The sequence below is a fragment of the Arthrobacter sp. EPSL27 genome (assembly GCF_001512305.1).
Classification (GTDB): domain Bacteria; phylum Actinomycetota; class Actinomycetes; order Actinomycetales; family Micrococcaceae; genus Arthrobacter.
In genome coordinates, this window is record NZ_LNUT01000004.1 from 1,302,683 (window position 1) to 1,316,832 (window position 14,150).

Here is a 14,150-nt window from a genome sequence, read left to right on the forward strand (position 1 = left end):
TTCCCGTAGCCTCCTGACCATCCCCGGCAGAAATATGGACCCAGTGTCACCCCGGCGAAGCGCATGCAGCACGCCAACAACCAGCGCCGCCCACGGGCCCAATAGCCCCGTCCCGGGGCGGCTTCGCGAACGCCGTGGGGACAGGCCCCGGACTGCAACTAAACTGGACAGGTTCCCTCCGCCCACCGTTAGGACAGACTGCACATGGCCATTTTGAATATCCGCATCATCGGGGACCCTGTGCTGCGCACAGTTGCCGATCCCGTGACGGAATTCGGGCCTGAGCTGGCGAAGCTTGTTGCCGACATGACCGAAACCATGGAGGACGTGGACGGGGCAGGCCTGGCGGCACCCCAGGTGGGCATCAGCCAGCGCGTCTTCACCTACCGCATCGACGGCGTCGACGGCCACATCATCAACCCCGTGCTGGAGAACAGCGACGACTTCCAGCCGGACGTGGTGGAAGGCTGCCTGTCCATCCCCGGGCTCGGGTTCCCGGTCCGCCGTCACCGGCACACCCGCGTCACCGGCGTGGACCTGCACGGCAACCCCGTCACGCTTGAGGGCGAAGGGATGCTGGCCCGGGTCTTCCAGCATGAAACCGACCACCTTGACGGGATCCTCTTCACCGACCGGCTGGAAGGTGACGACCGCAAGGCCGCCCTCCGCGCCATCCGGAACGCCAACTACGATTCCATCACCGAACAGACGACGGCGAAGCGCGCCAAGACCGTTGGCTCCAGCTTTGGCGCCGGCACCGCCGGTTCGGGAAGCTTCGGCTCCTTCGGTAACACCCCGTGAGGGTCCTCTTCGCTGGCACCCCCGCTGTGGCGGTGCCGTCCCTGGACGCACTGGTCGCCGCAGGGTTCGACGTCGTCGCCGTCCTCACGCGCCCGGACGCGCCGCTGGGACGCAAACGCGTGCTGACGCCGTCGCCGGTTGCCGCCCGGGCCGCGGAACTGGGCATCGAGATCATCCACGCCGCCAAGGTCGACGCCGACATCACCGCGAGGATCGCAGCCGCCGCCCCGGACGTCGCCGCCATTGTGGCCTACGGCGGGCTCATTCCCCGGGCCGCCCTGGAGATTCCCCGGCACGGTTGGATCAACCTGCACTTCTCCCTGCTGCCGGCCTGGCGCGGTGCCGCCCCCGTGCAGCGGTCGCTGATCGCCGGCGATGACGTCACCGGCGCCGTCACCTTCCTGCTGGAGGAAGGGCTGGACACCGGCCCGGTCTTCGGCACCCTGACTGAAGCCGTCCGGCCCGACGACACCGCGGGCGCGCTGCTCGAACGCCTGTCCCACAGCGGCGCCGTGCTGCTCACCCAGACGCTGTCCGCCGTCGACGCCGGCAAAGCCGCCGCGGTGCCGCAGCAGGGAGACGTCAGCCTGGCCCCCAAGCTCACCCTCGAGGACGGCAGGCTGGACTGGAACCAGCCGGCCTTGGCGATCGGGCGGCGCGCCCGCGGCGTCACGCCGGAACCCGGCGCTTGGACTACCCTAGACGGCCAGCGGGTCAAGCTGGCACCGATCCTCCTGCGGCCCGAAGGCCCGGCCCTGGAACCGGGCCGGCTGGTCCTCGACGGCAAGAGCGTGCTGGTGGGAACCGGGTCGCACCCGGTGGAACTGACCCGGATCCAGCCGTCGGGCAAGAAGATGATGGCCGCCGCTGATTGGGCGCGCGGACAAGCAACACTGGAAAGCGTGGTATTCGAATGAGCGAGTCCGGGACGAGCGGCAGCGGCCACCAGCGGCGCGGTTCAGGCGGCCAAGGCGGCCAAGGCCAGAGTGGCCAAGGCGGCCGGGGCCGGGCCGGGGGAGGCCAGGGCGGCAGCCGCCGGAACGCGCAGGGCCGCGAACGCAACCGCGGTCCGCAGCGCAGCTTCACCGACAACGCACCGTCCCAGCGCACCCGCCGGGCCGATCCCGCCCGCCTGGTGGCCTTCGAGGTGCTGCGCGCCGTCGCCGCCGAGGACGCCTACGCCAACCTGGTGCTGCCCGCCCGGATCCGGCACCACGGCCTGGACAAGCGCGATGCCGGTTTCGCCACGGAACTGAGCTACGGGGCACTGCGCGGACAGGGCACGTACGACGCCGTCCTGGCCCGTTGCGTGGACCGGCCGCTGGACCAGCTGGACCCGGCTGTCCTGGACGCCCTCAGGATCGGCGCCCACCAGCTGCTGGCCATGCGGGTGCCCGCCCACGCAGCGCTGGACCAGACTGTTGGCCTGGCCCGGGCCGTCATTGGTGCCGGACCGTCCGCCCTCATCAACGCCGTGCTGCGCAAGGTGTCCGCGCACACCCTCGAGGAATGGCTGGAGCTCCTGCTCAGCGACGAGACGGACGAGACCAAAAAAGCGGCCATCCGCTACGCCCACCCGGAATGGATTGTCCGGGCGCTCCGGCAGTCCCTGGTGGCCCACGGGCGGCCTGTCAGCGAAATCGATGACCTCCTCGAGGCGGACAACGCCGCTCCGGTGGTCAACCTCGTGGCCCTGCCCGGGCTGGGAAACCTGGACGAGGTCCTCGAAGGCGGCGCCACGCCCGGTGAACTCGTTGAAGGCTCGGCCCTGTCCAGCGGGGGAGACCTCGGCCGGATCGCCTCCGTCCGCGAGGGCACCACCCGCGTCCAGGACGTCGGCTCCCAGCTCGTCGCCCGCGCGATGGCCGCCGTCGATCTCGGCCGCACCACCGGCGACGCCGGAGACGGGACCCCTACAGCCGGGCAACCCGCTGAACGCTGGCTGGACATGTGCGCCGGCCCCGGCGGCAAGGCAGCGCTGCTCGGCGCCCTGGCCCGGGAGCGGGGCGCCACCCTGCTCGCGAACGAACCCGCTCCGCACCGCGCCAAGCTGGTCCGCCAGGCCCTGGCCGCGGTGCCCCACGAGGTGTGGCACGTGCGGACCGGCGACGGCCGCAGCGTCGGAACCGAGATGCCGGAGAGCTTCGACCGGGTGCTGGTGGACGCGCCGTGCACCGGCCTCGGAGCCCTGCGCCGCCGGCCGGAGTCACGCTGGCGCCGTACCCCGAAGGACCTGACGGACCTCGGCCCGCTGCAGCGCGAACTGCTTAAGTCCGCGCTGGCCGCCGTGAAGCCCGGCGGCGTCGTGGCCTACGTGACCTGCTCGCCGCACCCGGCGGAGACAACCGCCGTCGTCAGCGATGTGCTGCGCAAACGCGACGATCTGGAACTGCTCGACGCCGGCGCTGCGCTGGACAGTGTCAGCCTCACCGGACACCTCGACGCCGGACACGAGCTGACCGCCCAGCTTTGGCCGCATGTGCACCGCACGGACGCCATGTTCCTTGCGCTCATCCACAAAAAGGCCTGACCAACAAGGAATACTGGGGCACTGGACCTGCGCCTTCAACCGCACCTTCAGCAGAACGACAAGGAATTTCACATGGCCAAGTGCTATATCAACCCGAGCATCCTCTCCGCCGACTTCGCCAACCTCGAAGCGGAACTGCAGAAAATCAGCACGGCCGACGCTGTCCATGTGGATGTGATGGACAACCACTTCGTGCCCAACCTCTCGCTGGGGCTGCCCGTGGTGGCCCGGCTGCAGGAGATCAGCCCGGTGCCCCTGGATGCCCACCTCATGATTGAGCACGCGGACCGCTGGGCTCCGGCCTACGCCGACGCCGGCGTGGCCTCCGTGACGTTCCACGCCGAAGCGTCCATCGCGCCGATCAAGCTGGCCCGCGAGCTCCGGTCCCGCGGCGCCAAGGCGGGCCTGGCCCTCCGTCCGGGCAGCGGGGTGGAGCCATTCCTGGACCTGCTCGGCGAGATCGACATGCTGCTGATCATGACGGTGGAGCCCGGCTTTGGCGGCCAGGAATTCCTTGACCTCACGCTGCCCAAGATCCGCCGGGCCCGCGCGGCGATTGACGCCTCGGGCCTGGATGTGGCGCTGCAGGTGGACGGCGGCATCACCGCGGACACCATCTGGCGCGCCGCGGACGCCGGCGCCAACGTCTTCGTGGCCGGTTCCGCCGTCTACGGCGCCGACGATCCGGCCGAGGCCATCGAGCGGCTGCGCGCCGCCGGCCAGCGCTAGGGGCGGTTGCGGAGCCCGCCAGATGACGCGTTCCGTAACATCCGGCCCCCGGGAATAGCCAAAGCAGTCCGGGGGTTGTGCCAGAATAGCTAGACACATACGTGCTCCGGGGTCGGTGTAAGTCCGAACCGGCGGTTATAGTCCGCGACCCGCGAGCCGGCGCTTCCCTCGGGAAAGATGCCGGCGGACGGTTGAACCGGTGGAACTCCGGTACCGACAGTTAAAGTCTGGATGAGAGAAGCACGTACAGCTGTTACTGCGGCGCCCTCTGGCGCCGTGGGAGTTCGCTGTCGTATACCCCCGGAGCCATCGCGGCTTTGAGGGAAGGAACGACTCACCACATGCACTCTCTGCGATGGCTCTTCACCACACCCGTCCTCGAAGGACCGGTGGCCGGTTGATGAGCCTCAAACACCCTGCACCAGGCATGCCCGACGGCGCTGTTGCCGACGGCAACGCTCCCGCCGGCACCGTTGCCGACGGCGATGCCCTGGCGATGGCTGGCTTCAGCGCCGCCGAGGCCGCGGCCATGGACGCAGCCCTTGCCGTTGCTCTTCAGGGGCCGCGGGGCGCGAACCCGCTGGTCGGCGCCGTCGTCATCGCCGCTGACGGTACCCAGCTGGTGGCGGGCTACCACCGCGGGGCCGGCACTGCCCACGCCGAGGCCGACGCGATCTCCCTGGCACAGGCCGCCGGACACGACCTCAGTGGCACCACCATGGTGGTGACACTGGAGCCCTGCAACCACTGCGGACGCACGGGCCCCTGCGCCCAGGCCATCATCGAGGCCGGGATCACCGACGTCGTCTACGCCATTGACGATCCGCACGATCCCGCCGCCGGCGGAGCCGCCACCCTGCGCGCCGCGGGCGTCCGCGTCCGCTCCGGGCTCGGCGCCGAGGCCGCGCTGGAGATGAACCGGCGCTGGTTCGATGCCGTTGCCGCCCGGCGCCCGTTCGTCACCCTGCACATCGCCCAGACCCTCGACAGCCGCATCGCCGCCGACGACGGCACCAGCCAGTGGATCTCCAGCCCGGAATCCCTCGCCGACAACCACGCCCTGCGCGGACGGATCGACGCGATCCTCGTCGGCACCCAGACGGTGCTGGTCGACAACCCGCGCCTCACCGCCCGCGGCGCCGACGGCGCACCGGCCGGCAAGCAGCCGCTCCGCGTGGTGATGGGCTACCGGCCGATTCCCGAGGGCGCCGCGATCAACGGCGACGACGGCAAGGTCCTCCACCTGCCCACCCGCGACCCGCGGGAAGCGCTGGACCAGCTGTTCACCGCCGGCGTCCGGCACCTTATGGTCGAGGGCGGCTCGCGGATCCTCAGCGCCTTCCTCGCCGCAGGACTGGTGGACGAACTGATCGTCTACCTCGCCCCGACCCTTCTCGGGTCCGGAACCCCGGCACTGGAGGACCTCGGCATCACCACCCTCGCCGAGGCGCAGCGCTGGGAGTGGGACGCCGCGTCCGGCGGGGCGGTCCAGGTGCTGGGCCGCGACCTGCGGCTGCACCTGCAACCCTCCACGTCACCCACCACTACTTCATCCGCTCCACCCCCGCTCCGCCCCAGCGCGGACAACGCCGCAGGAGGCAACTGATGTTCACCGGAATCATCGCCGAACAGGGGAAGGTGTTGTCCGTTGACCGCAACGGCGACACCAGCGCCACCGTCCGGCTCCACGCGCCAGGCAGCACCGACGGGCTGGCCCATGGCGGCTCCATCGCCGTCAACGGCGTCTGCCTCACCGCGACGGACATCGACGGCCGGGACTTCAGCGTCGACGTCATGGGCGAGACCCTGACCCGCAGCACCATCGGCGAACTCGCCGCCGGGGACCCCGTCAACCTCGAGCGTTGCGTTCCCGCCGGCGGCCGGCTCGACGGCCACGTCGTCCAGGGCCACGTCGACGGCGTCGGCGAGCTGCTCGAGCGCGAGCCGCTGGGCAACTGGGACCGGCTCCGCTTCAGCGTCCCCGCCGGGCTGGCCCGCTACATCGCGGAAAAGGGCTCCATCGCCGTCGACGGCGTTTCCCTCACCGTGACGGCCGTGAGCGCCGCCTCCGAGCGGGCGCCCTGGTTCGAAGTGGGACTGATCCCAACGACCCTGGCCGAGACCGGCCTGGGCGCGAAGGCAATCGGCGGCCGCGTGAACCTCGAAGTGGACGTCCTGGCGAAGTACACTGAGCGCCTGCTCGCGTTTTCCGCGGCAGCAGGGGAAGCAGCAGCACGCGTGGACGGGGGAACGCCGTGAACAACGTCAAGGACATCCCTGCCCGGCAGCCCCTGCTCACTGAAGCCGCCGACGCCGCCCTGCCGGCGGAGCTTGCCCCCGTGGTCCCGCCGGAGGGACTCGACCGGATCGAGGACGCCATCCGCGCCATGGCGGCCGGACGTCCCGTCCTGGTGGTGGATAACGAGGACCGCGAAAACGAAGGCGACATCATCTTCGCCGCGCAGCACGCCACCCCGGCCCTCATGGGCTGGACCATCCGGTACAGCTCCGGAGTGATCTGCGTGCCGCTCGACGGCGGACGCGCGGACGCCCTTGCCCTGCCGCAGATGGTCGAGCTCAATGAGGACGCCAAGGGCACCGCCTACACGGTTTCCTGCGACGCCGCCGTCGGCGTCAGCACCGGAATTTCCGCCACGGACCGGGCCCTGACCGCGCGGATCCTGGCCGATCCGGGCAGCGAACCCGCGGCGCTGACCCGCCCCGGGCATGTTTTTCCGCTCCGTGCCGTTAAGGGGGGAGTGCGGGAACGTCCCGGGCACACCGAGGCGGCTGTGGAATTGTGCCGGCTGGCCGGCCTCGAACCCGTGGGTGTGATTGCGGAAGTGGTGTACGACAACGGAGAGATGATGCGGCTGGACGGGCTTCGTGGCTTTGCCCTGGAGCACGGCTGCCCGCTGATCTCGATTGCGGATCTGGTGGATTACCTGGAAACAGGGGAGTCCGCCGGCCTTGCAGCAGACCCCGCGTGAGGAAGCGCGTGATGGAGGAGAAACGATGACGACGTCTGAAGCTCAGGACCACCTGCCGGCCGCCGGCCAGCCGCACCCGGTCAGCGCGGGACCGGTGGTGCAGCTGCCCACCGCCTTTGGCGACTTCGTGGCGCAGGCCTGGACCGATCTGGCCACCGGCGCCGAGCACCTGGCCGTCAGCTCCCCGCTGCCGCCGGTGGACGGGGCAGCGCCGCTGGTCCGCCTGCATTCGGAGTGCCTCACCGGTGACGTGTTCGGCTCGTACCGCTGCGACTGCGGCGAACAGCTGGCTTACGCCCTGGAGATGATCAACGAGTTCGGCGGCACGCTGCTGTACCTGCGCGGCCAGGAGGGCCGGGGTATCGGCCTGGCGAACAAGATGAAGGCCTACGCCCTGCAGGAGGCCGGCTTTGACACCGTGGAGGCCAACGAGCAGCTGGGCCTGCCCGTCGACGCGCGCTGCTACAAGGCCGCGGCCCAGATCCTCGCGGACATGGGCCTGCACGAGATCCGTCTGCTGAGCAACAACCCGGACAAGCAGGACCGGCTGGCCCAGGCCGGCGTCCGGGTCGTGGAGATGGTGCCCACCGAGGTGCCGTCCCGCGAGCAGAACCTCCGCTACCTGCAGACCAAGAAGGACCGCATGGACCACCGGCTGGTCCTGGACATGGAACCGGCTTCGCCGGCCGCCGGTCCGCGCGGGTTCGAACACGAACAGGACTGAACAGCGTGCGGCCGGCCCGGACGGGGCCGCCCGGCGTTCCGTCAACAATCAGCACCGCACGAATCAGCACGACACGACTTAGCAGCACACGACTTAGCAGCACAGCACTGTGCAGAACAGGGATTCCCACATGAGCGGCCACGGCGCACCCCAGATTGACCTCAGCACCTTCAATCCGGAGGAAACCTCCCAGCTGAAACTGGCCATCGTGGCCGCCAGCTGGCACACCCAGATCATGGACGGGCTCCTCGACGGTGCCCTGCGGGCGGCAAAGGATGCCGGCGTCGGCGACCCCACCGTGCTCCGCGTCCCCGGCACGTTCGAACTCCCCGTCGCGGCGGCCCGGCTGGCGCCGCACTTCGACGCCGTCGTGGCGCTCGGCGTCGTGATCCGCGGCGGAACCCCGCACTTTGAATACGTCTGCGAGGCGGCCACCCTGGGCCTCACCGAGGTCTCCGTCCGCACCGGCATCCCCGTCGGCTTCGGCGTGCTGACGTGCGACACGGAACAGCAGGGCATCGACCGGGCCGGGCTGCCGGGTTCCAAGGAAGATAAGGGACACGAGGCCGTCACGGCCGCCCTCGCCACCGCGGTGACCCTCAAGCAGTACAGCTGAGCCGTAGGGCACGGCCGGGTCCCGCAGAGGGCCCGGCCGTCCCAACACGCTGTGTCATCACTCACATCTTCGCCGTCATGCGGGCCCCCGGCAGGCGCCCGCCGCCGTCGAGCAAGTAGGCTGGAGGGTGTGAAGAATTTCGAATCGCTGTTCGCAGAACTGAGTGAGAAGGCAGCCGTCCGTCCGGAGGGCTCCCGCACCATTGCCGAACTGGATTCCGGAGTCCACGGCATCGGCAAGAAAGTCGTGGAGGAAGCAGCCGAAGTCTGGATGGCTGCCGAGTACGAATCCGATGAAGCGGCCGCTGAGGAGATTTCCCAGTTGCTCTACCACCTGCAGGTTCTGATGCTCGCCAAAGGACTCAGCCTGGAAGACGTCTACAAGCATCTCTAGCCACGCCCGCACCGGAACCAGGCCCTGCCCTGCGGTTCCGGTGACAAGCGTGGCCCGCTGTGCCTGCACCGAACCCTTCCTGACCAGAAAGACCTTCCCATGCTGAGAGTTGCCGTCCCGAACAAGGGATCCCTGTCCGAAGCCGCCTCCGCCATGCTCGCCGAGGCCGGCTACCGCCAGCGCCGCGATACCCGCGAGCTGGTCATGGTGGACCCGGACAACGACATTGAATTCTTCTTCCTCCGCCCCCGCGACATCGCCGTCTACGTCGGCCAGGGCACGCTCGACGTCGGCATCACCGGCCGCGACCTGCTCCTCGACGCCGAGGTGGAAGCCGAAGAGCTGCTGCCCCTGGGCTTCGCCGCCTCCACCTTCCGCTTCGCCGGCCCCGTGGGCGACTTCGCCACCGTGGAACAGCTCGAGGGCAAGCGCCTCGCCACCAGCTACGACGGGCTGCTCCGCGGCTACCTTGCCGAGCGCGGCATCAACGCCAAGGTGGTCCGCCTCGACGGCGCCGTGGAATCCTCCGTGCGCCTCGGCGTCGCGGACGCGATCGCCGACGTCGTCGAGACCGGCAACACGCTCAAGGCCGCCGGCATGGAAATCTTTGGTCAGCCCATCCTGCACTCCGAAGCTGTCCTGATCGGCCGCAAGGGCGAGCAGAACCCGGCCGCCGAGGTCCTGATCCGCCGCCTGCAGGGCGTCCTCGTGGCGCGGCAGTACGTCATGATGGACTACGACATCCGCAAGGAGCTCGTGGAGCAAGCCGCTGCCCTGACCCCCGGCCTGGAATCGCCCACGGTCTCCCCGCTGCGCGACTCGGACTGGGTTGCCGTCCGCTCCATGGTGCCGAAACGGCAGACCAACCGGATCATGGACGAGCTGTACGACCTTGGCGCCCGCGCCATCCTGGTCAGCACCATCCACGCCTGCCGCATCTGAGCCGGCCTGCACCAACCTTCCGCAAAGCGAATACCAGGAGAAGTTCATGGCTGTAGCCGTCCGCGTTATCCCGTGCCTGGACGTTGATGCCGGCCGCGTGGTCAAGGGCATCAACTTCGAAGGGCTCCGCGACGCCGGGGACCCCGTCGAACTGGCGCACCGCTACGACAACGGCGGCGCCGACGAGCTGACCTTCCTCGACGTCACGGCCTCCTCGGGCAACCGGGAAACCACGTTCGACGTCGTCCGGCGCACCGCCGAGGAAGTCTTCATCCCGCTGACGGTAGGCGGCGGCGTCCGCGGCGTCTCCGAGGTGGACCGGCTGCTGCGCTGCGGCGCGGACAAGGCGGCCATCAACACCGCCGCCGTCGCCCGGCCCGACGTGATCGACGAGATCACCCGGCACTTCGGTTCCCAGGTCCTGGTGCTGTCCCTCGACGCGCGCCGGACCCGTCCGGGATCACAGCCCACCCCCTCCGGCTTCGAGGTCACCACCCACGGCGGCCGCCAGGGCACCGGAATCGACGCCATCGCCTGGGCGCAGGAAGCGGCCGACCGCGGGGTGGGCGAAATCCTGCTCAACTCGATTGACGCCGACGGCACCAAGGACGGCTTCGACCTGGAACTGATCCGGCTCGCCCGGGCCGGCGTCAAGGTTCCGCTCATCGCGTCCGGCGGTGCCGGCAAGCCCGAGCACTTCCCGCCTGCCGTGGCGGCCGGCGCAGATGCGGTGCTCGCGGCGTCGGTCTTCCACTTCGGCCCGCTGGACATGATCGCCCAAGTCAAAACCGCAATCCGCGACGCAGGCTTCGAAGTCCGCTAGCCGCATCTGAAGCAACGCGGGGTCACTTCGCGTCCGTCCCGAGGGAGTTTATGGACGCGAAGTGACCCCGCGTTGCTTTGTCTTTAGGAAACGGGTGGGGACTAGAGACCGACTTCGGCGGACTGCAGGAGCGCGACGGCGTCCGGCTGGCCTTCGAAGGTCACCAGCGCGTGGCGCGTGCGGCCGTGGGCGTGCATCAGGAGTTCGCCGGGCTCGCCGACGATCGCTACGGATACGGGCGCGCGCTTGGCGACGTGCCGGGGTCCGGAGGGGCGCACCAGCACAATCCCGAGGTCCACACCGCGGTAGAGGATGGCTGCGCGCTTGACCAGTTCGTCCCAGAGGGCGTCGGAGTATTCCTCGTCGAGGGCGCGGGGAGCCCAGCGGTCCACGGCCCTGCGGACGTCCTCGGTGTGGACGAAATATTCGATCAGGTTGGCGCTTTCGTCCAGCGCCTTGATCCGCATGGGGGAGAACGCGGACGGGCCTGCCCGGAAGGAATAGACCAGCTTGTTGTAGTCCTCCGGCGTTTTCAGCGTGGCGGCCAGTTCGGCCGTGGCCTGGTCCGACGCCTTGGAAAGTCGCTTGATCAGGAGCCCCAGGCCAACAGCGGCTTTACGCTCGCGGAGGTACAGGTGGGCAGCAAGATCCCGGGTCTGCCAGCCCTTGCAGAGCGTGGGGGAGTCAGGACCGGCCGCCAGTAAGGTTTCGGCCAGAACTTCTCGGGACGGATCGACGAAATGCATCACTTGTGAAACTAGCACGAGACGGCGCAGCGTGTGCACCTGAACCGCCGTCGTCCCCGCTCCGCCGGCTGATTGCGCCGATGTTAAGCCAGGGCCGGGCCAGCGGGGCGGCGCCCCGATGCGAGGCACTAGACTTGAGGGGATGTCTGAGCAGCCCGCCCCCGCCCCCCGTCGCACCAGTGCAGATACCCCGGCCCCGCCGTCCGGCCCGCTGCCCGAAGGCCTCGCCGCCGCCCTCAAGCGTGACAGCGCCGGCCTGGTTGCGGCGATCGTGCAGCAGTACGACACCAACGAGGTGCTCATGCTGGGCTGGATGGACGACGAAGCCCTGCACCGCACCATGACCACCGGACGGGTGACCTTCTACTCGCGCTCCCGCCAGGAATACTGGCGCAAGGGTGACACCTCCGGCCACGTGCAGTGGGTCAAGTCCCTCGCCATGGACTGCGACGGCGATGCGCTCCTGGTCCGCGTGGACCAGGTCGGTGCCGCCTGCCACACCGGCACCCGGACCTGCTTCGACGGCCGCGGACTCGACGTCGTCACCGGCAACGCCGGCTGACCCGGCCCCGGCCCCAGCACACCCCCACCAGGAACCACTGAAGAACAGGCGGAAACCACAGCCATGCAGGACCTTGGAATCATCAGCCCTGGCCTGGAGGAGTTCCGTGAACTCGCCGGCCACAGCCGTGTCATCCCCGTCCGGCTGAAGGTGCTCGCTGACGCCGAAACGCCGATCGGGCTGTACCGGAAGCTTGCCCAGGGCCAGCCCGGCACGTTCCTGATGGAATCCGCGGCCGTCGGCGGCTCCTGGTCCCGCTACTCCTTCATTGGTGCCCGCTCCCGGGCCACCCTCACCACCAAAGACGGCCAGGCGCACTGGCTCGGCGAACCCCCGGTGGGCGTCCCGCTCGGCGGCAGCCCCGTCGACGCGATCCGCGACACCGTCGAAGCCCTCCGCACTGACCGGTTCGAGGGACTGCCGCCGTTCACGTCCGGTCTGGTGGGGTTCCTTGGCTGGGAAACCGTCCGACACTGGGAGAAGCTGACCAGCCCGCCAGAGGATGATCTGGAGCTGCCCGAAATGGCGCTCAACCTCGTCACGGACATGGCCGTGCACGACAATATGGACGGGACCGTCCTGCTGATTGCCAACGCCATCAACTTCGACAACAGCTCCGAGCGGGTGGACGAGGCCTGGCACGACGCCGTCGTCCGGGTCAAGGCGCTTCTCGCCAAAGTCAGCGCCCCCGTCCAGCAGCCGGTCTCCGTGCTGGACCCCGCGGCCCTCGACTTCGCGTCCAGCGTGCAGGAACGCTGGGACGAGAACGAATACCTCGCCGCCCTGGACCGCGGCAAGGAAGCAATCGTCGACGGCGAGGTCTTCCAGGTGGTCATCTCCCGCCGCTTCGAGATGGAGTGCGGTGCGGACCCGCTGGATGTCTACCGGGTGCTGCGGAACACCAACCCCAGCCCCTACATGTACATCTTCAGCCTGGAGGACGCCGCCGGGCGGCAGTACTCGATCGTGGGGTCCTCCCCGGAGGCGCTGGTGACGGTCACGGGGGAGGAAGTGATCACCCACCCGATCGCAGGGTCCCGGCCCCGCGGCAGGACCGTGGAAGCGGACAAGGCCCTGGCCGAGGAGCTCCTCGCCGACGAGAAGGAGCGCGCCGAGCACCTCATGCTGGTGGACCTCTCCCGCAACGACCTCTCCAAGGTCTGCGTGGCCGGCTCCGTGGACGTCACCCAGTTCATGGAAGTCGAGCGCTTCAGCCACATCATGCACCTGGTCTCCACGGTGGTCGGCAAACTGGCGCCCACGGCCAAGGCCTACGACGTGCTGAAGGCGACCTTCCCGGCCGGAACACTCTCCGGTGCCCCCAAGCCCCGCGCACTGCGCCTGCTCGACGAGCTGGAACCGCACCGCCGCGGCATCTACGGCGGGGTGGTGGGCTACCTCGACTTCGCCGGCGACATGGACATGGCCATCGCCATCCGGTCGGCCCTGCTGCGGGAAGGCCGCGCCTACGTGCAGGCCGGCGGCGGGATCGTGGCCGACTCGGTGAACGCCACCGAGGCCCTGGAAACCGTGAACAAGGCCGCCGCGCCCATGCGCGCCGTCCACACGGCCCGCTCGCTGCGCAACATCACGGCCGAGTCCATTTCCGACGCCGGGACCCAGCAGTGAGCGGCAGCACCGTCAAAAGCACCAGCCCGGTGGTTCCGCGCTGGGCACGGAAATCCACCCTGGTGCTGGCCATTTCCCTCCTGGCGCTGGCCGTCTTCGGCACCACCACGCAGACCTGGCTGGTGGTCCACCTGGAGCCGGCGCAGCTCGGCCAGGCCGTTAACAGCCAGGACGGCCTGCAGGTCCAGGGCAGCAAGGCCGCCACCACCGTGACGGCACTTGCCCTGGTGGCCCTGGCCGGCGGGCTGGCCGCATCGATCGCCGGACGGGTGGCCCGCTGGGTCATCACCGCGTTGATCCTGCTCGCCGCCGCCGGGATCGTCGGCGCGGCCGCCGTCGTGATCGCGGATCCGCTGGCCGCCGCGCAGGGCTCGATTGCCGCCGCCACCGGGATCACCGGCAGCAACGTGCGGGTGGACGTCACCGTCTTCCCGGCCCTCGCCGTCGCCGCCGGCTGCCTCCTGGGGCTCGGCGCCCTGCTGATCATCCCCGCGGGCCGTTACTGGAAGTCCCGCACGAAATACGACACCGCGGCAACCGGCGGGTCCGCGGCACCGGCCGGGCCGGCCGACGAGATCGACAGCTGGGACCGGTTGTCCCGCGGCGACGATCCCACCTGAGCCGATGCCGCGGGCGCGGCACGTTACGCGGCGGGCGGCACGTCC

At 69.6% G+C, this 14,150-nt stretch carries 16 protein-coding genes and 1 riboswitch; of the genes, 15 read left to right on the forward strand and 1 reads right to left on the reverse strand.

Going from position 1 to position 14,150, the window contains the following annotated elements:
• Nucleotides 1–204: 204 nt before the first annotated feature.
• From def to hisF, 12 genes are all read left to right on the forward strand, one after another.
• Nucleotides 205–801 (forward strand): peptide deformylase, encoded by a 597-nt coding sequence (gene def / locus AR539_RS10475; RefSeq protein WP_066435859.1) that lies wholly within the window; start codon nt 205–207, stop codon nt 799–801.
• On the forward strand, nt 798–1,718 hold the full coding sequence (fmt, locus tag AR539_RS10480; RefSeq protein ID WP_066435862.1) for a methionyl-tRNA formyltransferase: 921 nt from the start codon (nt 798–800) through the stop codon (nt 1,716–1,718). The genes def and fmt overlap by 4 nt, the downstream gene beginning before the upstream one ends.
• Nucleotides 1,715–3,331 (forward strand): RsmB/NOP family class I SAM-dependent RNA methyltransferase, encoded by a 1,617-nt coding sequence (locus AR539_RS10485; protein ID WP_066435865.1) that lies wholly within the window; start codon nt 1,715–1,717, stop codon nt 3,329–3,331. The genes fmt and AR539_RS10485 overlap by 4 nt, the downstream gene beginning before the upstream one ends.
• A 72-nt stretch (nt 3,332–3,403) precedes the next feature.
• Nucleotides 3,404–4,060 carry a ribulose-phosphate 3-epimerase gene (gene rpe / locus AR539_RS10490; protein ID WP_066435867.1) on the forward strand — a complete coding sequence of 219 codons (657 nt, stop codon included), beginning with the start codon at nt 3,404–3,406 and terminating at the stop codon, nt 4,058–4,060.
• A gap of 97 nt (nt 4,061–4,157) precedes the next feature.
• Nucleotides 4,158–4,308: riboswitch (FMN riboswitch) on the forward strand.
• A 248-nt stretch (nt 4,309–4,556) separates the two neighbouring features.
• A complete protein-coding gene (gene ribD / locus AR539_RS10495) occupies nt 4,557–5,666 on the forward strand; it encodes a bifunctional diaminohydroxyphosphoribosylaminopyrimidine deaminase/5-amino-6-(5-phosphoribosylamino)uracil reductase RibD (RefSeq protein ID WP_066436481.1) in 1,110 nt (369 codons plus the stop codon).
• Nucleotides 5,666–6,319: a riboflavin synthase gene (locus AR539_RS10500; protein WP_066435872.1), complete on the forward strand. Its 654-nt coding sequence runs from the start codon at nt 5,666–5,668 to the stop codon at nt 6,317–6,319. Before ribD ends, AR539_RS10500 begins: the two co-directional genes overlap by 1 nt.
• A 128-nt stretch (nt 6,320–6,447) precedes the next feature.
• Nucleotides 6,448–7,050, forward strand: coding sequence for a 3,4-dihydroxy-2-butanone-4-phosphate synthase (ribB, locus tag AR539_RS10505; RefSeq protein WP_231728585.1), 603 nt, complete (start codon nt 6,448–6,450; stop codon nt 7,048–7,050).
• A gap of 25 nt (nt 7,051–7,075) precedes the next feature.
• Nucleotides 7,076–7,774, forward strand: coding sequence for a GTP cyclohydrolase II (ribA, locus tag AR539_RS10510; protein ID WP_066435874.1), 699 nt, complete (start codon nt 7,076–7,078; stop codon nt 7,772–7,774).
• A gap of 130 nt (nt 7,775–7,904) precedes the next feature.
• Nucleotides 7,905–8,390, forward strand: a complete 486-nt coding sequence (gene ribH / locus AR539_RS10515) for a 6,7-dimethyl-8-ribityllumazine synthase (protein WP_066435876.1) — start codon at nt 7,905–7,907, stop codon at nt 8,388–8,390.
• Nucleotides 8,391–8,519: 129 nt separating this feature from the next.
• Nucleotides 8,520–8,783, forward strand: a complete 264-nt coding sequence (locus tag AR539_RS10520; RefSeq protein ID WP_066435878.1) for a phosphoribosyl-ATP diphosphatase — start codon at nt 8,520–8,522, stop codon at nt 8,781–8,783.
• 99 nt (nt 8,784–8,882) lie between these two features.
• Complete coding sequence (hisG, locus tag AR539_RS10525) at nt 8,883–9,725, forward strand: ATP phosphoribosyltransferase (protein WP_066435880.1); 843 nt, start codon at nt 8,883–8,885, stop codon at nt 9,723–9,725.
• A gap of 46 nt (nt 9,726–9,771) precedes the next feature.
• Nucleotides 9,772–10,548: an imidazole glycerol phosphate synthase subunit HisF gene (hisF, locus tag AR539_RS10530; RefSeq protein WP_066435882.1), complete on the forward strand. Its 777-nt coding sequence runs from the start codon at nt 9,772–9,774 to the stop codon at nt 10,546–10,548.
• 101 nt (nt 10,549–10,649) lie between these two features.
• Here hisF and AR539_RS10535 read toward each other — a convergent pair whose 3' ends face one another.
• The gene (locus AR539_RS10535) at nt 10,650–11,294 is read right to left on the reverse strand and encodes a TIGR03085 family metal-binding protein (protein WP_066436482.1); all 645 of its coding nucleotides are present in this window, start codon (nt 11,292–11,294) and stop codon (nt 10,650–10,652) included.
• Between the two features lie 142 nt (nt 11,295–11,436).
• Between AR539_RS10535 and hisI the strand changes: the two genes are divergently transcribed.
• The 3 genes from hisI to AR539_RS10550 all read left to right on the forward strand — a co-directional run bounded on the left by hisI (nt 11,437) and on the right by AR539_RS10550 (nt 14,105).
• Nucleotides 11,437–11,856: a phosphoribosyl-AMP cyclohydrolase gene (gene hisI, locus AR539_RS10540; RefSeq protein WP_066435885.1), complete on the forward strand. Its 420-nt coding sequence runs from the start codon at nt 11,437–11,439 to the stop codon at nt 11,854–11,856.
• A 63-nt stretch (nt 11,857–11,919) separates the two neighbouring features.
• On the forward strand, nt 11,920–13,485 hold the full coding sequence (locus tag AR539_RS10545) for an anthranilate synthase component I (RefSeq protein ID WP_066435889.1): 1,566 nt from the start codon (nt 11,920–11,922) through the stop codon (nt 13,483–13,485).
• The gene (locus AR539_RS10550; protein ID WP_066435892.1) at nt 13,482–14,105 is read left to right on the forward strand and encodes a Trp biosynthesis-associated membrane protein; all 624 of its coding nucleotides are present in this window, start codon (nt 13,482–13,484) and stop codon (nt 14,103–14,105) included. Before AR539_RS10545 ends, AR539_RS10550 begins: the two co-directional genes overlap by 4 nt.
• The last annotated feature ends 45 nt before the right edge of the window (nt 14,106–14,150 follow it).